The 26,047-nt window shown below is 55.3% G+C and carries 22 protein-coding genes and 3 pseudogenes; 14 read left to right on the forward strand and 11 right to left on the reverse strand.

What is annotated here, in order from left to right; translation table 11 throughout:
• Window positions 1–42: 42 nt before the first annotated feature.
• The 7 genes from ACR0KW_RS03580 to ACR0KW_RS03610 all read left to right on the forward strand — a co-directional run bounded on the left by ACR0KW_RS03580 (window position 43) and on the right by ACR0KW_RS03610 (window position 7,824).
• Window positions 43–2,256 carry a TRAP transporter permease gene (locus tag ACR0KW_RS03580; RefSeq protein ID WP_480803767.1) on the forward strand — a complete coding sequence of 738 codons (2,214 nt, stop codon included), beginning with the start codon at window positions 43–45 and terminating at the stop codon, window positions 2,254–2,256.
• A gap of 4 nt (window positions 2,257–2,260) precedes the next feature.
• The gene (locus ACR0KW_RS03585) at window positions 2,261–3,499 is read left to right on the forward strand and encodes an NAD(P)/FAD-dependent oxidoreductase (protein WP_480803768.1); all 1,239 of its coding nucleotides are present in this window, start codon (window positions 2,261–2,263) and stop codon (window positions 3,497–3,499) included.
• Between the two features lie 28 nt (window positions 3,500–3,527).
• Window positions 3,528–4,268: an aspartate/glutamate racemase family protein gene (locus tag ACR0KW_RS03590; protein WP_480803769.1), complete on the forward strand. Its 741-nt coding sequence runs from the start codon at window positions 3,528–3,530 to the stop codon at window positions 4,266–4,268.
• Between the two features lie 37 nt (window positions 4,269–4,305).
• Complete coding sequence (locus ACR0KW_RS03595) at window positions 4,306–5,034, forward strand: TSUP family transporter (protein ID WP_480803770.1); 729 nt, start codon at window positions 4,306–4,308, stop codon at window positions 5,032–5,034.
• 61 nt (window positions 5,035–5,095) lie between these two features.
• A complete protein-coding gene (locus tag ACR0KW_RS03600; RefSeq protein WP_480804192.1) occupies window positions 5,096–5,572 on the forward strand; it encodes a pyridoxal-phosphate dependent enzyme in 477 nt (158 codons plus the stop codon).
• Window positions 5,466–5,810 (forward strand): RidA family protein, encoded by a 345-nt coding sequence (locus ACR0KW_RS03605; protein WP_480803771.1) that lies wholly within the window; start codon window positions 5,466–5,468, stop codon window positions 5,808–5,810. Before ACR0KW_RS03600 ends, ACR0KW_RS03605 begins: the two co-directional genes overlap by 107 nt.
• A gap of 481 nt (window positions 5,811–6,291) precedes the next feature.
• Window positions 6,292–7,824 carry a phospholipase D family protein gene (locus ACR0KW_RS03610; protein WP_480803772.1) on the forward strand — a complete coding sequence of 511 codons (1,533 nt, stop codon included), beginning with the start codon at window positions 6,292–6,294 and terminating at the stop codon, window positions 7,822–7,824.
• A gap of 106 nt (window positions 7,825–7,930) precedes the next feature.
• Here ACR0KW_RS03610 and ACR0KW_RS03615 read toward each other — a convergent pair.
• Together ACR0KW_RS03615 and ACR0KW_RS03620 are read right to left on the reverse strand one after the other, a co-directional pair.
• Window positions 7,931–8,099: pseudogene (locus ACR0KW_RS03615) on the reverse strand (IS6 family transposase); the annotation flags it as partial.
• 82 nt (window positions 8,100–8,181) lie between these two features.
• Window positions 8,182–8,877 (reverse strand): TetR/AcrR family transcriptional regulator, encoded by a 696-nt coding sequence (locus ACR0KW_RS03620; protein ID WP_480803773.1) that lies wholly within the window; start codon window positions 8,875–8,877, stop codon window positions 8,182–8,184.
• Window positions 8,878–8,956: 79 nt separating this feature from the next.
• Between ACR0KW_RS03620 and ACR0KW_RS03625 the strand changes: the two genes are divergently transcribed.
• A complete protein-coding gene (locus ACR0KW_RS03625) occupies window positions 8,957–10,351 on the forward strand; it encodes an aminotransferase (RefSeq protein ID WP_480803774.1) in 1,395 nt (464 codons plus the stop codon).
• Window positions 10,352–10,415: 64 nt separating this feature from the next.
• Here ACR0KW_RS03625 and ACR0KW_RS03630 read toward each other — a convergent pair whose 3' ends face one another.
• The 7 genes from ACR0KW_RS03630 to ACR0KW_RS03660 all read right to left on the reverse strand — a co-directional run bounded on the left by ACR0KW_RS03630 (window position 10,416) and on the right by ACR0KW_RS03660 (window position 19,219).
• Window positions 10,416–11,984 (reverse strand): trimethylamine methyltransferase family protein, encoded by a 1,569-nt coding sequence (locus ACR0KW_RS03630; RefSeq protein WP_480803775.1) that lies wholly within the window; start codon window positions 11,982–11,984, stop codon window positions 10,416–10,418.
• 25 nt (window positions 11,985–12,009) lie between these two features.
• Window positions 12,010–13,209, reverse strand: a complete 1,200-nt coding sequence (locus tag ACR0KW_RS03635; RefSeq protein ID WP_480803776.1) for an aromatic ring-hydroxylating oxygenase subunit alpha — start codon at window positions 13,207–13,209, stop codon at window positions 12,010–12,012.
• A gap of 8 nt (window positions 13,210–13,217) precedes the next feature.
• Entirely contained in the window at window positions 13,218–15,284 is a 2,067-nt protein-coding gene (locus tag ACR0KW_RS03640; RefSeq protein ID WP_480803777.1) for an oxidoreductase, read from the reverse strand.
• Between the two features lie 92 nt (window positions 15,285–15,376).
• Complete coding sequence (locus ACR0KW_RS03645; RefSeq protein ID WP_480803778.1) at window positions 15,377–16,432, reverse strand: ABC transporter substrate-binding protein; 1,056 nt, start codon at window positions 16,430–16,432, stop codon at window positions 15,377–15,379.
• Window positions 16,429–17,544: an ABC transporter ATP-binding protein gene (locus tag ACR0KW_RS03650; RefSeq protein WP_480803779.1), complete on the reverse strand. Its 1,116-nt coding sequence runs from the start codon at window positions 17,542–17,544 to the stop codon at window positions 16,429–16,431. Before ACR0KW_RS03650 ends, ACR0KW_RS03645 begins: the two co-directional genes overlap by 4 nt.
• A gap of 20 nt (window positions 17,545–17,564) precedes the next feature.
• Window positions 17,565–18,359: an ABC transporter permease gene (locus ACR0KW_RS03655; protein ID WP_480803780.1), complete on the reverse strand. Its 795-nt coding sequence runs from the start codon at window positions 18,357–18,359 to the stop codon at window positions 17,565–17,567.
• A complete protein-coding gene (locus ACR0KW_RS03660; protein WP_480804193.1) occupies window positions 18,356–19,219 on the reverse strand; it encodes an ABC transporter permease in 864 nt (287 codons plus the stop codon). Before ACR0KW_RS03660 ends, ACR0KW_RS03655 begins: the two co-directional genes overlap by 4 nt.
• Window positions 19,220–19,410: 191 nt before the next feature.
• On the opposite strand from ACR0KW_RS03660, the gene ACR0KW_RS03665 reads away from it, so the two are divergent.
• Together ACR0KW_RS03665 and ACR0KW_RS03670 are read left to right on the forward strand one after the other, a co-directional pair.
• Window positions 19,411–20,052 carry a TetR family transcriptional regulator C-terminal domain-containing protein gene (locus tag ACR0KW_RS03665; RefSeq protein WP_480803781.1) on the forward strand — a complete coding sequence of 214 codons (642 nt, stop codon included), beginning with the start codon at window positions 19,411–19,413 and terminating at the stop codon, window positions 20,050–20,052.
• A gap of 235 nt (window positions 20,053–20,287) precedes the next feature.
• Window positions 20,288–21,516 (forward strand): annotated as a pseudogene (locus tag ACR0KW_RS03670) (transposase).
• Here the strand turns inward: ACR0KW_RS03670 and ACR0KW_RS03675 are convergent.
• Window positions 21,443–21,711: pseudogene (locus tag ACR0KW_RS03675) on the reverse strand (IS6 family transposase); the annotation flags it as partial. The pseudogenes ACR0KW_RS03670 and ACR0KW_RS03675 overlap by 74 nt on opposite strands.
• 43 nt (window positions 21,712–21,754) lie before the next feature.
• Between ACR0KW_RS03675 and ACR0KW_RS03680 the strand changes: the two are divergent.
• Both ACR0KW_RS03680 and ACR0KW_RS03685 read left to right on the forward strand, forming a co-directional pair.
• A complete protein-coding gene (locus tag ACR0KW_RS03680) occupies window positions 21,755–22,009 on the forward strand; it encodes a hypothetical protein (RefSeq protein WP_480803782.1) in 255 nt (84 codons plus the stop codon).
• Window positions 22,006–22,821: a bifunctional allantoicase/(S)-ureidoglycine aminohydrolase gene (locus ACR0KW_RS03685; protein WP_480803783.1), complete on the forward strand. Its 816-nt coding sequence runs from the start codon at window positions 22,006–22,008 to the stop codon at window positions 22,819–22,821. The genes ACR0KW_RS03680 and ACR0KW_RS03685 overlap by 4 nt, the downstream gene beginning before the upstream one ends.
• A 46-nt stretch (window positions 22,822–22,867) precedes the next feature.
• Here ACR0KW_RS03685 and bhcR read toward each other — a convergent pair whose 3' ends face one another.
• Window positions 22,868–23,704, reverse strand: a complete 837-nt coding sequence (gene bhcR / locus ACR0KW_RS03690) for an HTH-type transcriptional regulator BhcR (protein ID WP_480803784.1) — start codon at window positions 23,702–23,704, stop codon at window positions 22,868–22,870.
• A 169-nt stretch (window positions 23,705–23,873) separates the two neighbouring features.
• Between bhcR and bhcA the strand changes: the two genes are divergently transcribed.
• Both bhcA and bhcB read left to right on the forward strand, forming a co-directional pair.
• A complete protein-coding gene (gene bhcA / locus ACR0KW_RS03695; RefSeq protein WP_480803785.1) occupies window positions 23,874–25,064 on the forward strand; it encodes an L-aspartate--glyoxylate aminotransferase BhcA in 1,191 nt (396 codons plus the stop codon).
• Entirely contained in the window at window positions 25,064–26,032 is a 969-nt protein-coding gene (gene bhcB / locus ACR0KW_RS03700; protein WP_480803786.1) for a beta-hydroxyaspartate dehydratase BhcB, read from the forward strand. The genes bhcA and bhcB overlap by 1 nt, the downstream gene beginning before the upstream one ends.
• Window positions 26,033–26,047 lie beyond the last annotated feature (15 nt).

Here is a 26,047-nt window from a genome sequence, read left to right on the forward strand (position 1 = left end):
CATCACATTCTCAAAGTGCACCAAAGAAACAGGGAGGCCATCATGTCCGAGACCCAGCAACTTGATGACCACGAACTGACGGCCGAAGAACTGGCCGCCATTGAGGAACAATTCGACGAAGGCGCCGCTGTACGGCAAGTTACGCCCACTACGGGAAAGGTATTGCGCGTCGTTGCCCTGATCTTTGCGTTCTACGAATTTTTCACCGCCGGATTCGGCCTGCCTGCCGACCATTGGCACATGGGCATCTACTTGGCCCTGCTGTTCATCCTGGTTTATGCCACTATCCCGATTGTCGGCGCCAAAAGCCTCTACGCTCTCAAGGTCAGCCGGTTCCGGATTGGGAACATCCCTCTCTACGATCTGGTGTTCATGGCGCTTGGCATCATCGCTGCGCTGTATGTCGGGCTTGCCTGGCGCGGCATCCCGTTTCTGGGAATCGAGGAACAGACTTTCCGCATGGGCAACCCGAACGGTTATGACGTGTTTCTGGGCGTCATCATTATCCTGTTGGTGCTGGACATCGCCCGCCGTACGCTGGGCTGGGTGCTGCCGCTGATTATCTGTGTGTTCATCTCATACGCCCTGCTAGGGCCATATTTCCCCGGATTGCTGCAGCATCCCGGCGTGAACTTCAAAACCTTCGTGTCGTCGATGTATTTCCCGCAGGAAGGCATCTATGGCGTCACCCTTTGGGTCGTCTCGACCATCGTGTTCCATTTCGTGTTGTTTGGCGTGATCGCGCAACGCACGGGGTTGGGACAGCTTTTCATCGACAACGCAACGATTTTGGCGGGCCGCTATACCGGCGGTCCGGCAAAAGTGTCGGTGGTATCCTCGGCCTTCTTCGGCACGATTTCGGGCTCTTCGGTGGCGAACACCGTTTCGACCGGCGCGCTGACAATTCCCAACATGAAGCGCCTTGGATACCCCGGCCATTTTGCAGGCGGGGTTGAGGCCGCGTCGTCAGCCGGTGGCCAGATCACACCGCCGATCATGGGGGCCGCGGCCTTCATCATGGCAGAGTTTCTCGAAGTGCCCTACACGACCATCGTGATCGCGGCGATCTTCCCGGCGATCCTGCACTATGTGGGTGTCTTCGCGGTCGTGCACCTGATGGCGCGCAAGCTGAACCTGCAGGGTCTGGCGAAAGAGCAACTACCGCAGCTCAAGGCTGTCTGGGCCGAAGGCTGGGCCAATATTGTGCCTCTGATCGGCCTGCTGGTGGTGCTGTTCACCGGTTACACGCCCTTCATGTCGGCCTTTTGCGGTATCTCGCTGGCGGTGATAGCCGGCATGTCGCGCCTGAAACAACCTCCGACACTGATCTACGCTGCTGCTTTTCTGGCCTTTGTGCTATGGAAGTTTTCAGATGGCGGGTTTGACCTGACCATGACGGCGGTCTTGTGCGCTCTGTCCGTGATCGCGACGCTTAACCCACAAAAACGGATCGAAGTGCCCGAAATGCTGCAGGCGGTCGAGTTGGGCGTGAAGTACTCGCTGGCCGTGGGGGCTGCGGCCGCTGCAGTTGGCATCGTGGTAGGTGTGATCAACACGACCGGCATCGGCTTCCGCATCGGCTTTATGGTGACGCAAGGTGCGGGTAATCTGGCGGCTGACCTCTATAACATGATCTCATTCGGCAGCTTCCAGCTGTTTGCCATGGAAGACCTTCAGCTGTTCATCTCGCTCGTCTTCATTGCTGTTGTCTGCATCCTGATGGGCGCGGGCATCCCGACGACTGCGCTGTACATCATGCTGGTTTCCGTCGCCCAGCCCGCGTTGGCGCAGTTGGGCGTTCCGCCGATCGCGAGCCACCTGTTCGTGCTCTACTATGGCGTGGTGTCCGAGATCACTCCACCGGTCTGCACGTCCGCCTACGCGGCGGCGGCCATTGCGAACTCGAACCCGTTCCGAACCGGTCTGTCCGCCTTTACGCTAGGGCTGGGCAAGGTGATCGCACCGATGGCCTTTGTCTACGCTCCGGTTCTGCTGTTCGTGTCCTCAACCGGGTTCAATCTGTGGGAGTTCACCTACACCGCGACCAGCTGTATCGCCGGGGTCATTGCCCTGTCCGCAGCTGTGGTCGGTTACTGGCTGAAACCCCTGAACTTGGTATCGCGTATTCTGATGGCGATCGCGGGCGTAATCTTCGTCGCGCCGAGCCTGACGGCTGACCTGATCGCGCTGGCCGTGGCATCGCCGGTCATCATCACCCAGCTGATCTCGCGCAATCGCAGCCAGTCGCCGGCCTGATACGATGACAGAGCAAGTCACCATCATCGGCGCAGGGATCGTCGGCATCTGTTGCGCATTGTCTCTACAAGAGCGGGGCATACCGGTCCGCCTTGTAGACCGGGGTGACCCGGGGCAGGAAACCTCGTTCGGCAATGCGGGCGTGGTGTCACCCTGGTCGATCATTCCGCAGGCGGTCCCGGGCATTTGGAAGAAACTCCCCCAAATGCTGCTGGACCCGAAAAGTGCACTTTCGGTCAGGGCATCATTCTGGCCGAAGATGATCCCGTGGGGGTTGCGCTTTTTGGGTAAGTCCGGCGAAAAGTCTGTGCGCGAGGTTTCGGATGCGATGGAAATTTTGTGTCGCCCGTCCATTGATCTGTACCGTCGGCATCTCCAAGGCACTGGGCACGAACAGTTGATCGCCGACAGCTACTACATCCACGCGTTCCGCAACCCTGGCCAAGCCAACTTGGACGAGCTTGGTTATCAAATCCGCCGGGAAAAAGGTGGTGAGTTGGAACGTGTCGATGGTGCTGAACTGCGGCGCCTGGAACCTGCATTGTCAGAGGAGTTCAAGGCGGCGATCGTGATCAAAGGTCAGGCGCGCGCAACTTCTCCGGGACGTTTGGGTGCTGTACTGGCTGAAAAAGCACGTGCGCAAGGGGCCGAATTTGTGCGAGCCGAAGTCAGCAATCTGATCCGTGCTGAGGATGGCGCCTGGAAAATTTCCACATCGCAAGACACGTTGAATGCGCCTCATGTCGTCCTTGCGGCCGGAGTGTGGTCTGCCGACCTGCTGAAACCACTGGGACTACCCGTGCCCCTTGTGGCCGAGCGGGGTTACCATGTTGAGTTCCCAAACCCTTCAGCCGTGCTGAACAATTCGGTCATGGATGTGGATGCAAAGGTCGTCGCAAGTTCGATGCAGGGCGGCCTGCGGGTTGCTGGCACGGCTGAATTCGGCAGCGTCGATGCCCCAGCCGATCCGCGAAAAGAACAGATACTGACCGATCAGGCCAAGTCTTTGGTGCCGGATCTGAACACAGGCGAAGCGCAGTTCTGGATGGGCCGGCGGCCTTCTTTTCCCGACAGCCTGCCCGCGATTGGGCGGCTCAATGGCAAAGACGGGCTCTACACTGCGTTCGGGCATTCCCACTACGGCCTGATGATGGCGCCGAAGACAGGGGAACTTGTGGCGGATCTCGTGACTGATCGCAGCCCAAACATCAATTTGGCCCCGTTCTCGCTCGCCCGCTTCTAAACACCAAATTCGAAAGGATCTAAGCGCCATGCCAATTTACGAAGGTGGTCAAAACATCTGCGGGGCTTCGATCGGGGTTTTATGCCTTGAAAGCTACTTCCCTAAACCGCCCGGACACATCAAGAATCCGTCCAGCCTTCCGTTTCCGGTGCTTTACGAAATGATCGACGGCATCACCGTCCCCACCCTGCTGAACAACCCAACGCCTGAGTTGCTCGCCCCCTTTATTGAGGGCGCACGACGGCTTGAGGCCGAGGGTGTTCGCGCCATCACCGGAAGCTGCGGATTTCTGGCCTTGTTCCAGAAGGAACTGGCCGCAGCCGTTTCCGTACCTGTCTTTGCGTCCAGCCTGATCCAGGTCCCTCTGGCCTTTCACATGACCGGGGCAAATGCCCCAGTAGGCGTGCTGACCGCAGATGCGTCAGCACTGACGCCAAGGCATTTCGAAGGTGTCGGGGCGGCGGGTATTCCCGTCGCGGTACAAGGGTTGGAGGACACCAGTGAATTCGCCGAGGTAATATTGCGGAACACGCGGACCCGCATGGACACCGATCTGATCGAGGCCGAAGTGCTTGAGGCCGCACGGCGCCTGAAACATCAATCACCGGAGATACGGTCGTTGGTATTGGAATGTACCGACTTGCCGCCATATGCCGCGCGACTTCAGCAAGAACTGCAACTACCGGTCTTCGATTTGACCACACTGGCGCAGATGGCGCATACCGTTGCGACGCGCGAAACCTATACCGGCATCATGCCTTGGACATAAGGTTTCAGCAATATTGCGCGGGACATAGGGGAACTAAGTGCCCGTTGACCTTGCTATCCTGATGGTCGCCATAGGCCTTGGTGCAATGCTGCAAGTCGGCGTTGGTATCGGGTTCAGCATTATTGCGGGCCCACCAATGATGATACTGCTTGGTACGTCGACAGCAGTTCCCGTACTGCTGCTGTTGAATACCGTCGTTTCGGCAGTCGCGACAGATCGACATGTGCTCAAGACCGACCGTCAGACAATTCGCACGGCAATCATCGGTTGCCTCGCCGGAGTGGTTGCAGGTCTCGCCGTCTACCCCTGGCTGAGCGAGGTGTTTGTCCTGGCCCTGACTGCCAGCCTTTTGTTGATCGGGCTTCTTACAACCTTGCTACCCTTGCGCCGCTCAATTGGAACAGCAGGATTTTCCATTGTCTCAGGATCGTCTGGGCTGGCGACCGTTTGGGCGGCGACGCCGGGCCCACTTATGGTATTCGGATTGATTGCAAAGGGACGTTCAGCGAAAGAGGTCGCAAAGTTAGTTCAACCCATTGCGCTAGTGGCGTACGGCATCGCGTTCCTGTTGCACAGCCTATCAAAAACGCAGGCGTTCACTTATGGGCCGCAATTGTGGGGCTTCGTCGCGCTTACCCTGATTGGCAGCTTTCTCGGTCGCGCCGTAGGCCCATACTTGCCACAATCGCTCGTCACAACAGCTATCCGCGTGGTTTCTTTGATAGCCTGCGGTGTTCTCTTTCATCGCGCATTTACGATCGCGTAAAATCGAGGGGCAGACGATGACACAAAAACACAACCCGGACAAATTTCCCCGAGCCCATCTTATGACGGGTCCGACGCCCTTGGAACGGTTGGATCGGCTGTCTGCGGAACTGGGCATAGACCTTGGGCTGAAAAGCGACGATCTGACCGGGCTTGGCTTCGGCGGAAACAAAACGCGGCAGCTTGAATTCTATTTGGGGGATGCCCTTCAGCAAGGTGCCGATACCATTCTAATCAACGGCGCGGTTCAGTCCAACTTTGTCCGATCTGCCGTAGCCGCTGCCGCCAAATTGGGTATGCAATCCGTGCTGCAACTGGAAGAGCGTGTGCCGGATACCCGCACTCTTCGGATACCAAAACGAGTTAGTAAACGACCTACCCTAAAACCAACCAAAACCACCGTAAAATCCACTAACAGAAAAGACTCGAAACATGACCATCACACGGATCGAAACCGGCCAGCGCATGAGCCGGATCGTCAAGCACAACGGCGTCGCCTACCTATGCGGCCAGACATCGGACGCACCTACAGTCGCTGAACAAACACGCGACATCCTAGCTAAGGTCGAAGACCTGTTGACCAAAGCTGGCAGCGACAAGACCCGCATTCTGAAATGCGAAATCTGGCTGGCCGACATGGCGGACTTTGCCGAAATGAATACCGTGTGGGACGCCTGGGTTCCCGAAGGCCACGCGCCAGCCCGTGCCTGCGGAGAGTCCAGGCTTGCCCGTAGTGTATTGAAAGTAGAAATGATTGTGACGGCAGCCTACGACTGAACCGCTAGAACCCGGGACGGACAACACGTCGCTATCATCAATCAGGACGTCTGGAACCGGGTTCACGAGATAATGCAACAGGCGCCGGGCAGACCCCGAGACGTTCGCTATTCTGATGCGAGCCAACAGCCCAACAACCCCGGCGCTGGCTCACGGATCTGCTGCGGGAGGCAGCAGATCCGCATCGTGCCCTGGCGCTACCCGAGGCGCGATCGGCGGAGACGATACGGACTTAGATTGACATTCTCGTTGCGCGACTTCGCAACAAGGGCGGTTACAACAGAAAAACTTGCCGGTTCTCTAAACTGCACTCCAACTGTCACAAGAAGACATCTGATGCATAATCGGGTCATAGCCACAGACCGACGTTGCCATTGCGGAAACAACACTGCGCAACGAAACAACCAGACACTGCAAAGATCAAACTTGCATTCGCGCATCTATGCGTAGTCATTTGTTAACCGATGGTTGGAGGAAAGCTATGAAGCCATGGGCTATCGTGGTTTGTGTCGGTTGCACACTAGGTCTTGTCGCTTGCTCACCTAGAGTTCGAACTTATGAAAAGACCATAACGACTTCCCTGCCCGCAACCTCGAGCAGTTCTCTTGCGCAGACCGCCAACCGTCTCGGCAACCCAAATGACGGTCGCTCAGGCGTCAAGCTCGTCAGCGACGGGGAGCAAGCTCTCGTCTCACGGCTTCTGTTGGCCGCTGCGGCAGAGAGAACGATAGACGCCCAATACTACCTTCTCCACAACGACCCCACGGGACACCTTTTTGCGGCCAGTCTTTTGCGAGCCGCAGATCGGGGGGTACGTGTCCGACTGCTGTTGGATGACATGGATACATCCAGCTATGACGCAATGACGGCTGCGCTTGACTACCACGAGAATATCGAAATCCGGCTGTTCAATCCCTTCTGGCGAGATCAAAGCCTAATCGTCGCGGGACTGACTGATTTCAAGCGTATCAACCGCAGAATGCATAATAAGTCCATGACAGCGGACAACACGTTCACGATTGTCGGTGGGCGAAACATCGGAGCCGAGTACTTTCTGGCCCGCAAAGAAATGAATTACGCCGATCTGGATGTCTTGGCCGCAGGTCCGGTTGTGAACGAGGTATCCAACAGCTTCGACGCGTATTGGAACAGCGAGTTTGCCGTTCCAGCCCGTGTAGTGGTTGGAGAGCCGGAAACCTTCAGCTTGGGTGATGCGCGAGACAGGCTTGACGAACTCGTAGAAGAGGCGAAACAAACGCAATACGGCGCTGCTCTGAGAAGATCCGCGCAGGAAAACTTTGCAGACGGCGCTCTCTTACTGGATTGGGTTCCCGCTCGATTATATGCAGACCCGCCTTCCAAGGCTGCAGGCCTTGAAAACTCGGATCCCATTCTTGCATCTCAACTCCTCCCCTATTTCGAAAATGCCGATAGCGAGGTAAACATCGTTTCGGCCTATTTCGTACCACGCAACAATGGCGTGAAATGGATGACCGAACTGGAGAATCGCGGGGTTGACGTCAAAGTCGTGACTAACTCATTGGCGTCAAACGACGTTGCACCGGTCTACGCCCATTACGCCAAGAAACGCCGGGCATTGCTGCGCGGTGGGGTCGATCTCTATGAACTGCGACCTGATGCCTACCAAGTCCAACGTCGCGGCATCAACTGGGCTCAGTCCCGATCAGGTTTACACTCCAAGGCGTTCGCCGTTGATGACCGATATTTGTTCGTCGGGTCATTCAATTGGGACCCGCGGTCGGTCAACATCAATACCGAAATGGGCATTCTGATCGACTCACCAGCTCTGACTGTTCGGACTATGGGCGCATTGGATGAAGCACTGCCAGCGTACACCTATCACGTGACATTGGAGCCTGCTGGCCAGCTTAAGTGGAGAACCCGAGACGAGGATGGAACGATCCTAGAATACGACTCCGAGCCAACCGGCTCGGCATGGGATCACATCGTCGCAGGCTTTCTGAGTATTTTACCAATCGGCTCTCAGCTTTAGAAATGCTGGTTTAGGTCACCAATCTCGGTTGGCGCGCGGCCGGGGTAAATGACGGAAAGAACTCAACCGTGAAATTTTACAAACTCTACGCCGACGCCGCAGGAGAACGGTTCCACCAGAACCGTACTGTTTCATGACTAACCTCGCCTCCGCGCTCATGTAGTAGGTCTTCCACATTTCGAATGTGAAAGAGGAAGCCTAACGCAAAGCATGACTGCCAGACGAATGACTTCGGGACTGGTTTTGAAATACTTGAAGGGTGATCGCTTATTCATGTACGGAAGCTACGAAAGCCCCCCAGCCCGCCTCAAGGCGAGTTCTTCTGACACGACTTTTTCCTATTCTTTTCAGTCACGGTCACCTGTGAAGAGACTGTGTCATAAAGTGTTTCGGGAACATTGACCGCAGCATAAACAGGCAAACCTTCAATGCCTCCTCGGGTTTGAAGATATCGGAGTGCAAATGGTAGTCGGTCCAGAGCCCTTCCAGCAAAGCAATCAAGGCGTCTGTTGCAAGCTTGGCGTCGACGTCTTCGTATTCACCTTCGACCTTAATTTGCTCCAACAGCTCCAGTATCATCGCTCTGAAACCTGTGTCGCGCGAGTCGATGAAAGGAAATATTTTCGGATTCGAGAGCGCTTCAGCCCGAAACGAAAACCAGATCGCAACGTCCCTTGCATTAAGGACTAGGGGGTCGAAATCCGCCTTTATGACGGAGATCAGCTTGTTTGCTGGGTCTAATTCCGAATCGTCCGCGATGGCCTTCCACTGCCTTGCGTAGCGGGCTGACAACTCCTCAGCCACCGCAAGCAGCAGGTTTTCTTTGGAGCCAAAGTGCAGATTTACCATGCCTTGAGACAATCCCGACAATTCTTGGATTCTTGTCGAGGTCGTGCCGCGAATTCCAAATTTATGGATTGCATCCGCAGCAGCCTGGATCAGCTGCTTTCGGTTCTGAAACTTACTCAGATCGCGGGCATTGGTTGGGATATCGGGCTCAAGAGTAATCTTGCTTGTCCTTCGCTGGGGCGCTTGCCCTTTGTCTTCTCGCATCTAGTGAAGCAGAAGTTCAAGACTTGACACTGAATGAATGATTGTTCATTTTGTGATTTATATTACATCTTGGTGCGACATGACCCTTTGGAACTCCGACTTTCAGTCCCTTCGTGACTGGGACAACGAACACTTCCTCCACCCTTGGGAGGGGATGTCATATCTCGGTAAAAATGAACGAACCTTTGCCGAAAGCGGGCTTGGCGTTCACATCGTGACTGAGGACGGAAAGCGCCTGATAGACGGACCTGCCGGGATGTGGTGTGTACAATTGGGCTATGGAAACACCGAGATTGCCAACGCGATGGCCCAGCAGGCGAAAGAAATGGCGTATTTTTCGCCCTTCAACAACGCCAACTCAGCGCCGGCCCGGTTGGCACATGAGATCGCCAAGAGAACCCCGGGTGACCTGAACCATGTGTTCTTCACAACCGGTGGATCAACGGCCGTTGATAGCGCTCTTCGTTTCATGCAGTTCCGTAACAACTTGCTGGGTAAACCCGAAAAGAAGATCGTGATTTCGCGACAGAAAGCCTATCACGGATCGACCTATTTGGCAGCCTCGGTATCCGGAAAAGAGCGCGACAAAGGGTGGTTGGACCAGGCGTCTCACTTGACGCGTTTCCTGCCGAACGTGAACCCGTACACGCGTCGACCTGGTCAGACGGTTACTGACTTCCTGGATGAAAAAATCGCTGATCTGGAGAACATGATCCTACAGACCGGAGCAGACAGGGTCGCCGCTTTTATCGCCGAACCGATCTTGTGCTCTGGTGGGGTCATCGTGCCTCCGCAGGGGTATCATAAGCGCTGCCTGGATATCTGCCGGAAATACGATGTTCTGTATATTTCAGACGAGGTCGTAACCGGGTTCGGTCGGTTAGGCCATTGGTTTGCGTCCGAAGATGTCTTTGGGATTCAACCCGATATCATCACCTGTGCCAAAGGAATGACATCCGGGTATGTACCCATGGGGGCCTGCATCATCTCCGACCGACTGATCGAAGATGTGAGCGGTGACACCGCACAGGACGCCACCTTTTCAAACGGTTTCACTTATTCGGGCCATCCAGTGAGTGCTGCGGCGGGATTGAAAACGATCGAAATCATGGAGCGCGACGGTGTTCTGGAACATGTGCGCACGATTACACCTTTGTTCGAAGAGCGACTTCGGGCTCTGGCCGACTTGCCGCTTGTTGGGGATGCCCGCGGTATGGGGCTGGTGGGGTGCGTCGAATGTGTTGCCGACGCAAAAGCCGAAAACCTGTTGGATCTGGATAAGTCAGTTGGTGCATTGATTGACCAGCATTGTCAGGAGAACGGGTTGATCCTGCGGCCAATCATCAATATGTGCGTGTTTTCGCCACCGTTGATCATTACGGACGGCGAGCTGAACCAGATGTTCGACATTCTGGAAAAAGGCATCCGGCTGGCGACCGAGGACCTGACGCGCCAAGGCGCATTCAGAAGTTAGGTACAACCTCGTAGCGGCTTCGCAACGTTATGCGTTACGAAGCCTGCCCTACGCTCAGAGGCGCTTACCCAGCGCGCATCGCTTCACGCGGCAATTTGATCGGGAACTTGAACCGAACCTCTTCATCTACCTTGCTGCCAAAGTAATTCGGATAGTGATTGGATAGAATATCGTCCACTATTGACCGGCTCCGCTCGAACATGTCCTGACGACCGGCTTTTTCCCAAGTGTCGGTCAGCTCTCGGTCCATCAGGGTCGGGTAGACATACTCGGTTTCCATGTACTGCAAGGTCTGAGCGTTACCAAGGAAATGACCGGGGTCGATTGCGCATTCATGGATGACATCGACCGATAGCGTGTCGTCGCTCACCTCAATCCCGCGAAGCGTTCGCGAAATCATGCCCGCAGCCTCGTTATCAATGACCATTGACTCAAAGCTACAGCCCATCAGGCTGCCGAGCATTCCACCAAATTCGCAGAGCCGGTTCGCTCCAGCATGGGCTGCCAAAGCGAAAGTAAGCGCCTTTTCCAGCCCATATTGCGCGTCGGGGATTTTGGAATCGGTCATGCCGCATCCAACGCTGGTCGGCAGGTTGTAGAAGTTGCCCATCTGAATGGCTGCGGCTGATATCAATGCCTGTTCGCCACTGCCGCCCGTAAACGATCCAGTACGCAGATCGGTAATAAACGGCCATGCCGCAAAGACCACCGGAGTCCCCGGATTGATCAAATTGGCGATGGCCACACATGACAAGGTTTCGGCCACCGCTTGCGCCAGCGTGCCAGCCAACGGCGCAGGAGACGTAGCCCCAGCTTGCGGTGGGACGGCCAGATCGCAAATAAGCCCCATCTTCGCTGTATCAATCAGGATCTCCAGATTTTCCCGTCCAAATCTGAGCGGTGACACAATGGGGCACCCACCAAAAATCACTGAGGGTTTCTCAAGGAATTTGCCCTCGCCGCCGGACGCCAGATCGAACAGATGGATCGCGTCCTGAATATGCTCGCGCGTACGGAATGTCAGACAGGATGGCTTTTCGCTACCCGCCAAGATCGCGTAGAGCATGCTCATGTCGTGCTCGTAGTCCTGCGGTACATCAGTCGCCAGAACCGTGTCGCCAGTCATGTGAATGTTGTCGAGCCGGTCTACCAAACGGGTAAAATCGTAGATATCCTTGAGTGTTGATGGCCGATAACTGCGAGTCTCCGCGTCGAAAGTAGTCACAGCAGTGCCGGAGTTTGCGTAGTATACCTTGTCCTTGGTGCAATGCATGTCGTCCTTACCGGCACGCGATCCGCGTGCATGGACATAGAATTCGCTGGCCGCCTTGGCCAACAGGTCTTCCATCAAGGCCCGAGGAAAGCACAGCCTGCCATGCTCGTTCACCGTTGCCCCCTTTGGCACCACGAGATCGAGAACTTCTTGCGTGGGGTCCCCTACCCCTGTGCGTTCCAGAATGCTGAGTGCGGCTTCGTGAATGCACGCCATATCAGCGTCTGACAACGGCTTGTACCGACCACCGGGAATGCCCGGCCAGATCGCCTGCGAAGGGGCGTTGCTGGCTCGTACTGCTGCGCGCGCCTCACGTCCGCCCCCGCGCCGCCTTGATCTGCGCTGCGTTAGTTCTGTCATGTTCTTTCTCCGATTTTAGCGCGTCTCAGATCATGCTGAAGTAGTTGCGATAGAAGCCTGGAATGCTCCATTCCATCTCGGAAAGTGGTCCGGGTACGAAATGGTGCGAATTCACACCTTCCTGATTGTGACGGATGATCCGCTCGTCATCGAGCGACGTGACGTGCCAGAGCCATGTAAGGGCATCCTTATTGTAGTCACGGCCCTCTTCAGCGTCGCGGCGCACGTACCAGACGATCTGAATATCCGTTTCCTGCAGGGCGCGTGGGACGAACCTATACCCAACCACGTGATCTGCGTAGACGAGAAAGTAGTTAAGGGTCCCGATCCCCAGATCAGTGGCACCGCCATCGTGGCCTTTCAGTTCACCCAAAGGCGGTGCCAAGGGCTTGCCATCCTTGCTGCCGGTTAAATAGCCGGGGAACAGCGGGTATCGCCGCCAGTAGACATCTGCGCCTGGCGCGACCGCGTTTTCTCCGGTCAGGTCCAGTTCCTCCGGGGGAATTCCGGCTTCCTCCATCCGCTCATGAAGTGCCCCGCTGAACTCTAGAACCTGAGCGGGGTCTTTCAGGGAATGGCTGCGCGAATAATCCTGATGGGACGGCGCGCAGTGATAGCATTCCAGATAGTTCTCGAGGGCCAGCTTCCAATTTGCCGGAACCGGATACGAGGCTTCGTGAGCGATCTTCAGGTTTTCAAAGTCGAACGGCTTGGAAAGTGGGGCAAGTCTATCCAATGCAGCGTCCAACTGTGGCGCGTTATCAGAGGCACATACAAAAATCAGTCCCTGAAAGATCTTCACCTGAACCGGGAACAACCCGTACTGGCCTGGATCGAAATCCGGCCCCATTGCCCGCCCGTTTCGCAACCTGCCGTTCAGGTCAAATGTCCACGCGTGATAGGGGCAGATGAAATTGCGGGCCTTGCCTTTCTTTTCAACGCAAACACGCGATCCCCGGTGGCGGCACACGTTCAGATGCGCGCGCACCTCGCCCTCGCGATCCCGAACGACAATCACGGACTCCGGCCCGTAGTCGAAGAGGAAATAGTCGCCGGGTTCAGCAACCTGGCTGACATGGCCGACCCAGATCCAGTTACGATTCCAGAACGTACTGATATCGTTCTCGTATACTGCCTGAGACGTATAGAAGTGACGCGGCAAGGCGAACCCTTCCCGGTGCGCTTCCATCAAGTCGCGCATTAGTTGCAAGTCATCTTTTGGCATAGCGCACCTCATACAGTTTCAAGGGAAACGATTTCCCGGCGGAAAAATTCGCGGTCGATATCGTCCGCATTGCGTTCGAAATTTCGGGCAGCCATGTGACCAGAGTATACGGCGTCGGCTATCAAACCGGGGTTTGCAGCATCACCGATCAGCTCCAGCTTTGTCAGTGGGCTGTCGGGCAAACCACGAAGCTCATCGTATAGGGTGGTCTCTCGCGCTCGCTGCGTCACCAAAACGACAGAGCCGCATTCAATGGATTGCTCTCGTCCCGTGTAGGCGCAAAGCAATTTCGCTTTATCAGGCGCAATGCTGGAAAGGGTTTGGGACAGGGTCAGCCGAACGCCCTTCTCAATAAGACTGCGTTGCACTTTGGTCTGTTCCAACGTCAGTTCGGTAAACGGCGAAACCATCGAGGCCGGGGTGACAAAGATGACCTCATGCCCGGCCTGAGCCAAATGATCTGCCAGCACTCCACCGAGATAGCTCTGATCATCATCGTAGACCATAATTGAGCCGCCTTCTGGCATAACCCCAGACATGATGTCGTCCGGAGTATAAACCAGAGAGCCTGAATCTATTGATACGCCGTGAAACGCCGACTTCCCGCGCCCATCCCGCCGCCATGATGCGCCAGTTGCCAGAAAGACATTTGGAATGCCCAGTTCGACAACCTCACTTGCTGACAAACGGCTGTCGGTGAACAGTTGAACATTCCCGCGTTGTTGCAGGTCGTAGATCCTGTGATCTGTCACGCGTTTCCAGGCAGATAGTCCGGTGAGGCCAGATTCCTGCAACACACGACCTCCAAGCTCTTGCTTCGCTTCGGCCAACGTTACTTCGTAGCCCCGGCGCGCGAGTTGCATGGCGCATTCAAGTCCTGCGGGACCGCTGCCGACAACAAGTGCAGCTTCCTCGTTTCCCCGACTTTCAATGATTTCAGGATGCCATTCTCGCCGCCATTCTTCGCCCATCGTCGGGTTTTGGGTACACCGGATGGGAACCCCAAGCGCATCGGATGAAACACAGACATTACAGCCGATGCACTCGCGGATTTCTTCGGTGCGACCTTCCTTGATTTTGTTGGGCAGAAATGGATCAGCAATGGATGGTCGCGCCGCGCCGATAAAATCAAAGATACCCTTCCTGACCAGTGACACCATCAAATCCGGAGAAGTCAGGCGACCCACGCCGACAACGGGCTTGGACGTGACCTGTTTTACGAATTCAATATACGATGTTTGAAAGCCGTCGCGGGGTTCAAAGCGGGTCGTCGCGGAATCATTGCTCCAATCCGCGACGTTCACATCCCAAAGGTCTGGAAGCTCGGCCAGCAATTCGACTACGGCACGGCCTTCTTCCTGCGCTTGCATCCCGTCTGATCCCAGCATTTCATCGACCGCGAACCGCAGGGCAATGGCGCAATCATCTCCAACCTCTTCCCGGGTTTCTTCCAGAAGCTCGCGGGTCAGGCGCACCCTGTTCTCCAACGAACCTCCGTATTCGTCGGTCCGATCATTGAACTGCGGCAGCAGAAAATGATGCGGCAGGGTCATGTGATGCCCGGCATAAACATACACAATGTCAAATCCTGCCTCGCGCGAACGCCTGGCGGCGGCACGGTGCCACTTGCGGAACTCGCGAATGTCCGACTTGTCCATTGCCCTGGCCTGTTTCGGGTATGGCGTCTGCAGGACGAGCTCTGATGGCGCCAGCAAAGGCGCTCGGGTCAGGTGATTTTGTGCATGATGGCCGTTATGAGCCAGCTGGATTGCCGCAAGCGATCCCTTTGCTTTAACTGCGTTTGTTATCAGACGCAGTGCAGGAATGTCCCGATCGTCCCAGATCCGGTTCTCAGAATAAGGTGACAGATCCGAAGTTGGATGAATCTCGGCCTCTTGGGTGGACACCACGGCCCAGCCGCCCTCGGCCTTCATCGCCCGCATGGCCGCTTCGGCCTGAGGTCGTAAATGCCCCAGACCGTTGCAGTGGGGCACCTGATAGAACCGGTTTCGGGCCGTAACTGGCCCGATCTGAACCGGTTCAAAGAGAACAGAATATCCGTCAGCGCCTGACATTGCCGCGCTTCCTCCAGAAAATTGGAAATAGTTCCGTGGGAAGGGGTCGGTTGCCAACCTCCCGCCCTTCCCTGTTGTTTGGTCAGAAGTGCTTAGAAGCCCGCCTTGATGCGCTCGAACTCTTTCAACATCTTCGCTTCTAGCTCAGGGTTAACCGCGTCGAAGAACAGGCTGCCGTCAAAGAAGCTGTCCACGTCCGAGAAGCCATAGGTTTCCACCAGTGCCGGATCTGCCTGCGCAAATGCGTCTTCGTTGGCATGTGCGTACCCCCAGCTTTCGAGGATGTACTTACCGCTGGCGGCAGAACTCAGCGCGTTGAGCATGTCATAGACCTGCTCATCAGACTGTTTGGCTGATTTCAAATGCACATAGCCGCAGACCCAAGTGGCGATACCCTTGTTCACATCACGCATCATAACCGCCGGGGTTTCGTTCCAGATCAGGTTCAGTTCCGACTGGTTCCAGCCCCAACCCAGTGTGACCTCGCCGCTGGCAATTGCCTGATCCAGCTGGCCGGCGTCAGACCAGTAAAAGCGTACATTCGGATGGATCGCCCGCAGGTAATCCGCGGCTTTCTGGAATTCCTCATCGCTCATATCGGAATAGCTGGAGGCTCCGGTTGCCAACGCAGCCATGGCAAAGGCGCTGGAAGCAGCATCTGGAACAGCAACCTTCCCCTGATAGGCAGGATCCATCAACAATTGCAACGAAACGTCATCCGCTGAAATCATATCGGTGCGATAGATCAGGCCCGTGTTGCCCCATTCGAAGGGCACCATGTAGGTCTGGCCGTCGATTGTGATGCCATCGACCTCTTTGATCTTGGGCATCAGTTTGTCCCAATTCTCCAGCTTGCTGGTGTCGATCGGCTTGATCATATCCGCCGCGACCCATTTTCTCAGGGCGTCCGTGCAGGGGTGGGCCAAATCCGCCTCGAATCCGGATTGAAGCTTGGTAAACGCCTCTTCCACGCTGCCGAAATAGGTGTAGCTGGGCGCGCCACCATACTTTTCGACATAATCGCCGTAGAAACCCTGGTCCTCATATCCGGACCAGTCAAAAACGGTCAGATCAGCGGCATTAGCGAGCGCTTGGCTGGCGGTAAAGGTGGCAACTACTGCTGCTGTAAGTGATGCTGTTTTATTCATTTCTCTCCTCCCAAAGAATCACGTTTGCCCAAATCGATCACCGAGGCGCTTTGAACGCCAAGCCAGACGGTATCGCCCCGGCGGTGATCGACCGTGTGAAAGTAGTTTGGCACTGCGACGGCGATGCTGTCTTTCAGACCATCGACACGCACATAGTAGTGGACACTCTCACCATAGAAGGCGACATCCGAAACCTCGCCCTGAACAAGAGCATCGTACCCATCTGGTTTTTCCGCACTGATTTCCAGTTGCTCAGGCCGAACGCCGACAAGAAGTTCCTTGTCATGCGCCTGAACGTTAGGATTTACCCCGATTTTCATCTGCCCAAAGCCCTGAACGTTGACTTCCAGCACTTCAGGGTTCCCTGCCGTTACCTCGGCATCCAGAAAGTTCATCCCCCCGATGAAAGAGGCCACTTCCCGGTTACAGGGTTGGGAATACAAGACCTCGGGTTTATCGACCTGCTTGAGCCGCCCCGCGAACATGACGCCGATCCGGTCGGACATGGTCATCGCTTCGTACTGGTCATGTGTCACCATGACGAAGGTAATGCCAAGCTTTTGCTGCAGTCGGCGCATTTCCAACTGCATCGCTTCGCGCAGGTTCTTATCCAGCGCGGACAGAGGCTCGTCCAGCAACAACACCTTCGGACGCATGACCAGCGCGCGGGCCAACGCGACGCGCTGCCGCTGACCGCCAGACAACTCATTGGCCTTGCGGTCCTGCAAACCGCCGAGCTCAACCATCTCAAGCGCCTCGGCAACGCGCTCCTTGATCTCCTGCCGCGAAAGCTTTGTCTTGCGTAATCCGAACCCGACATTATCGCCTACATTCAGGTGCGGAAAAATCGCATAGCTTTGGAACACCATGTTGGTGGGTCGTTTGTTGGCTGGCACCTCACCCATCGTCCGACCGTCAATCCGGATCTCACCTTCTTCGTGGTCCTGAAATCCGGCGATGATGCGAAGGGCCGTTGTCTTTCCACAACCAGATGGGCCAAGCAGCGAAAAGAACTCACCCTCTTTCAAGGTCAGGTTCAGATCGGACACAGCAACAAAACCTCCAAAGCGCTTCTCAACGCCCTTGATTTCGATGATGTTCTGTTCGCTCATCTTGTTCGTTTCCTTTGGCTTCAATCGGAGGATTGGATGGAACGGCGGCGGAAGTATTCGGCAATCAACAACAGCAAGACCGAGGACATCAAAAGCAGCGACCCCAATGCCAACGTGTTGGGCAACTTTGCCGGGAAGCGGATCTGGCTCCAGATATAGACAGGCAGCGTCGGGCTGTTCCCGGACAGGAAAAAGGCCAAGACGAACTCGTCAAAAGACACGGTAAACGTGACCAAAAGGCTGGCGATGATGCCCGGCGCGACGATTGGCAGAGTAACGCGCCGAAACGTTCCCACAACGCTTTCACCAAGGTCGAACGCGGCCTCCTCCAAGGACTGGTCGAAATCGTCAAATGCAGACTTCATGATCGACACGGAAAAGGGCAGCGCCACAAAGACATGGCCAAGGATAACGGTTGTCAGCGACGGTTTCAGTCCGATGCTGATGAACAGAACCAGCATCGAACTGGCAACGATGATACCAGGAATGACCAGCGGAAGCATAACCAGTCCCTCAGACAACTCGCGCCCCGTGAAACGATACCGAACATAGGCGCGCGCAGCGAAGAGACCCAGTGATGTTGCCATCAGGGCAGTCACGCTGCCGACAATCAGCGAATTCACCATAGCTTGTAGCAGCGTGTCCTGCTGACCCAGCTGCGCGTACCACTTCAACGTGAACCCCTTTAGAGGGAAGGCCACGATAGTTCCGTCATTGAACGAGAACAGCGGCAACAGCAAAACCGGCAAGTAGAGAAACATCAGGTAGGAGATCGCATAAACCAGCAGCCATGGGATACGTAACGTCTTGGTCATCTGATCCTCCGGCCCAATGCGGTGACGACCACGACGAACAGGATTGCAACGCAGCCGACCGAAAGCATGGCCAGCAGAGAAAGGGTTGCACCCAACGGCCAGTTGTTGGCGGCGCCGAACTGCACTTGGATCAAGTTCGCCACCATTTTGCCCTGCGATCCACCGACCAAGGCCGGAGTGACGTAGTCGCCCACCGTTGGGATGAAAATGATCAGGCAGGCTGCAATGATCCCCGGCACTGTCAGGGGCAGTGTCACGCGCACAAACCGTTCTAACTTACTGCAGCCAAGGTCGGTTGCGGCTTCCAGCAGGCTACGGTCAATCTTTTGGAGCGACACATAAATCGGCAAGATCGCAAATGGCGCCCATGCATGAGCTAGCGTGAGAACAACGGCAAATTCGTTGTAGAGCAGGAATGTCAGCGGTTCCTGTATCAGCCCCAGCGAAATCAGGGCCGAGTTCATCACTCCGTTGAAGCCAAGGATCAGCTTCCAACTGAAAACTCTTAGCAGGTAGCTGCTCCAGAAAGGAATAGTTATCAGCAGCAACCAGAGCGTCTTCTTTTGCGTGCGAAATGCAATGAAGTAGGCGATAGGATAGGCCAAAAAGACGGTTGCCAGTGTTACCGCCCCCGCAATCGCAACTGACCGGATCATCAAGTGCCGAACCAAGGGATCTGTAAACGCCTCTTGGTAATTCGCCCAGGTCAGCGTGCGGTCAATCTCGACATAAGTCTGGGTCCAAAAACTATAGGCGACAAGAATGCAAAGCGGCACGGCCACAAGCAAGCCGACATAGAGCGTCGCAGGCGCGCTCAGTGCCAGGCCCTTGCCCGTTTCACTTCGTAGTACTCCGGCCATGCTTCCCTGCTGAACTTTGTTTTCGGTGGCGTGACGACTTTCATTACAAAATGGACAATCGTCCATTTAAATCTGGAGTTTTCGAACTAGGTGTGTCAACTGTTATTTTCACAGCCGATGCTGGCCAATTTCACAAGGGCGGCTAGAAAGCACCGCAACAGACTGAAAACAAACAGAACAGCCTGATCAACATGACTGGAAGACGACAAGAAATACGCGAACGAAATCGCCTTTCCCTGATCGAGGCAGTACTCGACTCGGTTGCGGAGAAAGGGATTTCTGAAACCTCAGTCAGCGAAATCATTCAACGCGCCGAGCTTTCCCGTGGCATGATTCACCTTCATTTTGGTGGCAAGGACAACTTGGTTGACGAAGCCGCTCGCTACTCGTCCGAACAATACTACAATGGCATTTATGACTTGTTGGAAACGACCGGGCAAACCGGACAGGAACATATTGAGATGATTGTTCGGGGCGACTTGAGTGAAGCCATTCTCAATAAGAAAAACGTTTCCATTTGGTACGCGTTTCGAGGCGAGGCCCGAAACAGAGCGGCAATCGCTGCGTTTTCAGATACCCGCGATGCTAAGCTTCGAAATCTGGTTTTCAACGCATTCGCTCGAATTGCAAAAGAAGCCGGAACCGAACACCCTAATCAAGTTGCTAGGGACGCTACGCACGGCACACTCGCAATGCTGGAAGGCATGTGGACCGATTATCTACTCCATCCGGATTCATTTGATCGCGACGAGGCAACGAGAATTGTTTTTCGATTTCTGCGAGCAATGTTTCCCAGGCATTTTGACCTGAGCGGCGCCTTGTTATTTAAGTAGAATTTGCGAAGAGTTGTTTTTGCATCAAGCTCGACGCGTGCCATCAATCAAGGTCCAATAAATCAATTTCACACTTAACCCTTATCGGCATGGACGTCTGCTTTGGGCATATTTCGTTGAAAACTTCTTGTTTGATCATGACGTAAGTCGCTGTTTCAATCCTTCATACGAGGAGGGGTTGGCAATGATGGGGCCGAGGCAGGAAGCACAGGCGGCATAGTTCTACGAGTTTTCGCTGGAGGATCATGTTCCTCAAGATCACCTGTTGCGATCCATTGATCGGTTCGTTGATCTGGGCAGCATCTGTCGGATTTCTACAGCCATACTGGTCGTCCGTCGGTCGATCCCGAACTGCTTATTCGGATGCTTCTGGTCGGCTACTGCTTCGGCATCCGGTCCGAGCGGCGGCTCTGTGAAGAGGTGCATCTGAACCTCGCCTATCGCTGGTTTTGCCATCTTGATCTGGATGATCGCATGCCGGATCATTCGACTTACTCGAAGACCCGGCATGGTCGGTTCCGCGAGAGTGAGCTGTTGCGCCACTTGTTCGAAGCGACGATGGCACGATGCATCAAAGAAGGCTTGGTCAGTGGTCAGCGCATGGCTGTCGATGCCAGTCTCATCGAAGCTGACGCCAACAAACAATTCTCCGCATCAAAGGAAGAATGGGACGTCACGCGGATTGATGTCGAGGCAGCGCCGCGCGCCGTGAAGGCATATTTGGACACCTTGGATGAAGCTGCCTTCGGGGCAGCGACGACTGTAGAGCCGAAGTTCACCTCTTACTCCGGCCCGATGCTCGGTTGGTTGGTGGATCGAAAGATCGCGCCCCACTTCCCGGGCATCGATAAGGCTGGCAGCACTGATGGCACCTGGTCTCGTGCCGACTTTGAATGGGATGATGAGAACAACCAATACATCTGTCCTGAGGGCGAAGCGCTGAAGCAGTTCCGCCGACACTACTCAGATCGCAATCGCGGCCTCACAGGCAAAGGTGTTGCTAAATGCCGCGCGCTGAAGAACACCTGCCAGACGTGTCCTTGCAAACCCAAGTGCTGCCCGAACACGGACTTCCGCTCCATCACCCGCGAAGAGCACGAAGACGCCCGTCAGGTTGCCCGCGACATCACCAAAACCCGCTAGTATGACATCTCGATGAAGCTTCGAAAGAAGGTCGAGATGCTGTTTGCCCACCTCAAACGCATTCTCGGCCTCGGGCGGCTCCGATTACGCGGCCCCTGCGGTGCAAATGACAAATTCCTCCTCGCCGCCAACTCACGGGAATTGCGGCATAATTCAGGAGCAGAAAACACAACAGGAGTGAGACGGGTATGGGTGGCGGGGAGACAGAGATTCGAACCAGTCTCATCTAGGTCAGTAGAGCTGTCATTTACGCCGTACAAAGATCGCGCCAGTCGGCAAGAACGGCGAACCGTGTCAGCTTCAATGTGCCTCGGCTGGTGACGGATCTCTCTTGATTGGAGTTGTTGTAGACAGATGAGTGGACGGCCACGAGTTTTGCAAACTCCGCATATACCTGAAACGCAGCACCGCTCGTTTTAGTCGTCGGAATGAGAGGTCTGAATTCTCAACCCGATTGTTGAACCAGCTGCCCGTCTTTTGCTTACCCGTCGCACCAAGCTCTCTAATAACGGCACGTTATGAGTGATGCAAAGCGTTCCGTAACGAAAGCGGAAGCCGAATGCACGATTCTGCTGCAGGGCAGATGGCATCAGGACCAATTTTAAAGTACTTGAATGGCGCGGGCTTGGTCATTCCCAAACGCTATGCAACCACCCTGTCCAGCAAAGGCAAAGTTAATCTGCTAAACTCGGCCTGCATAATACGGATTTTTCAAAACTTTTCGAATAGTGCTGTCGCATTTTTACGGGTGGTTCACCCAATTCGCCCAGCGCATATTTTGGAGCACACGGCATTTCTTCAGGAGCATACATGAACACCAAGTATTTCGCACCACATGGTGGGCATCCCGGACAAGATCAACTTTTGACGGATCGCGCCGTATTTACTGACGCTTATGCTGTGATCCCGAAGGGAACGATGCGGGATATTGTGACCAGCTTCCTGCCGTTCTGGGAAGACACACGACTGTGGGTGATCTCTCGTCCTTTGAGCGGCTTTGCTGAAACCTTTTCGCAATACATCATGGAGGTTCAACCCGGCGGTGGTTCTGACCGGCCCGAGACTGCGCCTGAGGCCGAAGGTGTATTGTTCGTGGTCGAAGGCACCGCGACCTTAATCGCTGAAGGCTCTACCTATGAACTCACCCCCGGAGGCTACGCCTATCTGCCCCCGGAATGTGAATGGACTCTGCGAAACCAAGGGGATGAGATCCTACGTTTCCATTGGATTCGAAAAGCTTACGAAGCCGTAGAAGGCCTTGATAGGCCTGACATACTTGTCCTCAACGAAAATGAGATCGCACCAACACCTATGCCCGGGACGGACGGCAAGTGGGCTACAACGAGATTTGTCGACCCAAGCGATTTGCGCCACGACATGCATGTTACAGTGGTCACGTTTGAGCCCGGCGCAGTCATCCCCTTCCTTGAAACCCATGTTATGGAGCATGGCCTTTACGTCCTGGAAGGAAAGGCGGTTTACCGGCTGAACAATGACTGGGTTGAAGTGGAAGCTGGTGATTATATGTGGCTACGGGCGTTTTGCCCCCAGGCTTGTTATGCCGGCGGGCCGGGCAAGTTCCGTTACTTGCTCTATAAGGATGTAAACAGACATATGGCGCTTTGACCGGGACCCGTCGCCTATCCATTGCACATGCGTCTCAGGGCCGTGGCTAAGTCACTGTTCCGCCAATAGCCAGTGTTAACTGATGGGCCGCCTCTATGACGGGGCGGCTTAGCCTTTCAATTTCAGCCTCACCGACCCGGCTTGTCGGTCCGGACACTGAAATCCCCGCAACCGCCTCTCTATTGATGTCGAAGACTGCCGCCGCAATACACCGCATGCCCTCGTTCTTTTCTTCATTGTCCACCGAGAAGCCCTGCGCCCTAATTGCTGCAAGATCGGCTTTCAACGCTGCCGGATTGGTGATCGACTTGTCCGTGAATGCCTGTAACTGCGCGTTGGCCAATAGTCTGTCCAACCGTTCTTCATCCATATGAGCCAGCAGAGCTTTCCCGATCCCCGACGCATGCATAGGCGATAACGTTCCTGGCGGAAAGAACGCGCGGATGCTGGCATGGGTTTCCACTTGGCTCAGGAAAAGCACTGAGCCTTCCTTTTCAATCCCTAAGTTAGCAGTCTCTCCCGTGGCTTCCATCAGTTTGCGCATGATCGGTCTGGCCCGGTCCACAAGGCTGGTGCGCCGTAGAAAGCGCGAACCAATAACGAAAGCACGCGGTCCGATATGCCATACTTGTTCGTCGTGATCGAATTCAACTAGCCCCCTGCCTTCCAGCGTCACCAGAATACGATAAACCGTTGCGGGTGACTGGCGCATTTCATCAGACAGTGTGGTCAATGCCTTGCCTTGCGCCTCGCTCAGATACTCGAAAACCTCCATCGCCCGATCCAGTGATTTGATCGTATTCTGAGCAGTTTTGTCATCCCATCCCCGTGGCCTTCCTCGGGCTTTACGGCGGGTCCCAGCGCCATTTTCTTGCGAATCCATAAAAACCCTCTGATTAATTGTGAAAGGCAAATTCACAACGTGAAAAATATAACACACTGACAACTATCAAGTAAATCCACCTACCTCGATTTTGAAATGCGTTTTCAAAATAATTTCGAGCTGACCATCTTGGGCTTATTGTGTGGGCAACGACGGAAGGAGACCATCCATGAGCTTTCAAAACCCCGTTTTCATCCCGGGTCCGACCAATATCCCCGAAAGCCTGCGCAAGGCCTGCGATATGCCCACGATCGACCATCGTTCACCGCTGTTCGGGCAGATCCTGCACCCCGCGCGAGAAGGTGTGCGAAAAGTTCTGAAAAGCGACAGCGCCGAGGTCTTTATCTTCCCTTCAACCGGAACCGGAGGCTGGGAAACCGCTTTGACCAACACCCTCTCCAAAGGTGACAAGGTTCTAGCGGCCCGCAACGGTATGTTCAGCCACCGCTGGATCGACATGTGCCAGCGCCATGGGCTGAACGTCGAGATCGTCGAAACCCCCTGGGGTGAAGGTCTGCCTGCTGATCGCTACGAAGAGATTCTGACCGCTGACAAAAACCACGAAATCAAGGTCGTCCTTGCCACGCACAACGAAACGGCAACCGGTGTGAAGTCTGACATTGCAGCCGTGCGCAAGGCGCTGAATGCCGCCCAGCATCCGGCCATGCTGTTCGTCGATGGCGTCTCATCAATCGCTTCCATGGATTTTCGTTTCGATGAATGGGGCGTCGATGTCGCTGTTACGGGTTCGCAAAAAGGGTTCATGCTGACTGCGGGTCTTGCCATCGTCGGTTTTAGCCAGAAGGCCATGGATGCGACCAAAACCGGCACCCTGCCCCGTACCTTCTTTGATGTGCACGACATGGCCAAGGGCTACGCCAACAACGCATACCCCTATACGCCTGCGGTTGGGTTGATGAATGGTCTTAATCAGGCCTGCGACATGCTGCTGAATGAAGGTCTGGAAAACGTTTTTGCACGGCACCACCGAATTGCCGAAGGAGTCCGCGCCGCCGTGGGTGCGTGGGGACTAGAGCTTTGTGCCGCCAACCCGTCGGTGTATTCTGACACCGTAAGTGCGATCCGTACGCCAGATGGTTTCAACGCGACGGATATCGTAACCCACGCCGCCGACAAATACGGCGTCGCCTTTGGCGTTGGCCTTGGTGAAGTCGCCGGCAAGGTGTTCCGCATCGGACACTTGGGAAGCCTGACGGATGTCATGACACTTTCCGGGATCGCCACCGCTGAAATGTGCATGGCTGACCTGGGCCTGAACATCGAACTGGGCTCCGGCGTAGCGGCTGCACAGGACTATTACCGTGGTCATCCAGCTGCCGCTCAGAAGGACGCTGCATAATGAAGGATTGTCACATGTACATCCCGACCTATGAGGACATGCTCGCTGCGCATGATCGGATCGAACCCTATATCCGCCGCACTCCGGTGCGGACATCCGACTATCTCAACGAACTGACCGGTGCGCAGCTGTTCTTCAAATGTGAGAACTTTCAGGAGCCGGGCGCCTTCAAGGTACGAGGCGCCACCAATGCGGTATTCGGCCTTGATGATGAACAGGCGAAGAAGGGCGTCGCAACCCATTCCTCAGGCAACCACGCCTCGTGCCTGTCCTATGCGGCGATGAAGCGGGGCATCCCCTGCAACGTGGTTATGCCGCGCACCGCGCCCCAAGCAAAGAAAGACACGGTACGTCGATACGGTGGTAAGATCACCGAGTGCGAGCCTTCGACGTCTTCTCGCGAAGCAACCTTTGCCGAGGTTCAGGCGGCCACAGGAGGAGATTTTGTCCACCCCTACAATGATCCGCGAGTGATCGCCGGACAGGGCACCTGTTCACGCGAGTTCATTGAACAGACCGACGGCTTGGATGCAGTGGTCGCGCCCATTGGCGGCGGCGGTATGGTGTCCGGCACGTGTTTGACCCTGTCCACTCTCGCCCCGGAAACCGCGATCATCGCGGCGGAACCCGAACAGGCAGACGATGCCTATCGCAGCTTCAAGGCCGGTCACATTATCGCAGATGACGCCCCAAAAACGATTGCCGACGGGCTGTTGGTGCCGTTGAAGGACCTCACCTGGCACTTCGTGTCTAACCACGTCTCCGAAATCTACACGGCTTCAGAGCAAGAGATCATCGACGCGATGAAACTGACGTGGAAACACCTGCGGATCGTGATGGAGCCGTCCTCGGCCGTACCGCTGGCCACAATCCTGAAGAACCCGGACGCTTTCAAAGGCAAGCGTGTCGGTCTCATCATAACCGGGGGCAATGTCGATCTGGACAAGCTGCCTTGGCTGAATGCGTGACCGCTACCCAACAGA

The organism is Ruegeria sp. CG11 (assembly GCF_056537245.1).

Excerpts from the sequence above, each read along its gene's own strand:
- ACR0KW_RS03655 (WP_480803780.1), bottom strand. The coding sequence starts at position 18,359 with ATGACCAAGACGTTACGTATCCCATGGCTGCTGGTTTATGCGATCTCC.
- ACR0KW_RS03640 (WP_480803777.1), bottom strand. The coding sequence starts at position 15,284 with ATGTCAGGCGCTGACGGATATTCTGTTCTCTTTGAACCGGTTCAGATC.
- ACR0KW_RS03625 (WP_480803774.1), top strand. The coding sequence starts at position 8,957 with ATGACCCTTTGGAACTCCGACTTTCAGTCCCTTCGTGACTGGGACAAC.
- ACR0KW_RS03650 (WP_480803779.1), bottom strand. The coding sequence starts at position 17,544 with ATGAGCGAACAGAACATCATCGAAATCAAGGGCGTTGAGAAGCGCTTT.
- ACR0KW_RS03635 (WP_480803776.1), bottom strand. The coding sequence starts at position 13,209 with ATGCCAAAAGATGACTTGCAACTAATGCGCGACTTGATGGAAGCGCAC.
- ACR0KW_RS03590 (WP_480803769.1), top strand. The coding sequence starts at position 3,528 with ATGCCAATTTACGAAGGTGGTCAAAACATCTGCGGGGCTTCGATCGGG.
- ACR0KW_RS03580 (WP_480803767.1), top strand. The coding sequence starts at position 43 with ATGTCCGAGACCCAGCAACTTGATGACCACGAACTGACGGCCGAAGAA.
- ACR0KW_RS03630 (WP_480803775.1), bottom strand. The coding sequence starts at position 11,984 with ATGACAGAACTAACGCAGCGCAGATCAAGGCGGCGCGGGGGCGGACGT.
- ACR0KW_RS03685 (WP_480803783.1), top strand. The coding sequence starts at position 22,006 with ATGAACACCAAGTATTTCGCACCACATGGTGGGCATCCCGGACAAGAT.
- ACR0KW_RS03585 (WP_480803768.1), top strand. The coding sequence starts at position 2,261 with ATGACAGAGCAAGTCACCATCATCGGCGCAGGGATCGTCGGCATCTGT.
- ACR0KW_RS03665 (WP_480803781.1), top strand. The coding sequence starts at position 19,411 with ATGACTGGAAGACGACAAGAAATACGCGAACGAAATCGCCTTTCCCTG.
- bhcA (WP_480803785.1), top strand. The coding sequence starts at position 23,874 with ATGAGCTTTCAAAACCCCGTTTTCATCCCGGGTCCGACCAATATCCCC.
- ACR0KW_RS03680 (WP_480803782.1), top strand. The coding sequence starts at position 21,755 with ATGCACGATTCTGCTGCAGGGCAGATGGCATCAGGACCAATTTTAAAG.
- ACR0KW_RS03600 (WP_480804192.1), top strand. The coding sequence starts at position 5,096 with ATGACGGGTCCGACGCCCTTGGAACGGTTGGATCGGCTGTCTGCGGAA.
- ACR0KW_RS03610 (WP_480803772.1), top strand. The coding sequence starts at position 6,292 with ATGAAGCCATGGGCTATCGTGGTTTGTGTCGGTTGCACACTAGGTCTT.
- ACR0KW_RS03620 (WP_480803773.1), bottom strand. The coding sequence starts at position 8,877 with ATGCGAGAAGACAAAGGGCAAGCGCCCCAGCGAAGGACAAGCAAGATT.
- ACR0KW_RS03605 (WP_480803771.1), top strand. The coding sequence starts at position 5,466 with ATGACCATCACACGGATCGAAACCGGCCAGCGCATGAGCCGGATCGTC.
- ACR0KW_RS03660 (WP_480804193.1), bottom strand. The coding sequence starts at position 19,219 with ATGGCCGGAGTACTACGAAGTGAAACGGGCAAGGGCCTGGCACTGAGC.
- bhcB (WP_480803786.1), top strand. The coding sequence starts at position 25,064 with ATGAAGGATTGTCACATGTACATCCCGACCTATGAGGACATGCTCGCT.
- ACR0KW_RS03645 (WP_480803778.1), bottom strand. The coding sequence starts at position 16,432 with ATGAATAAAACAGCATCACTTACAGCAGCAGTAGTTGCCACCTTTACC.
- bhcR (WP_480803784.1), bottom strand. The coding sequence starts at position 23,704 with ATGGATTCGCAAGAAAATGGCGCTGGGACCCGCCGTAAAGCCCGAGGA.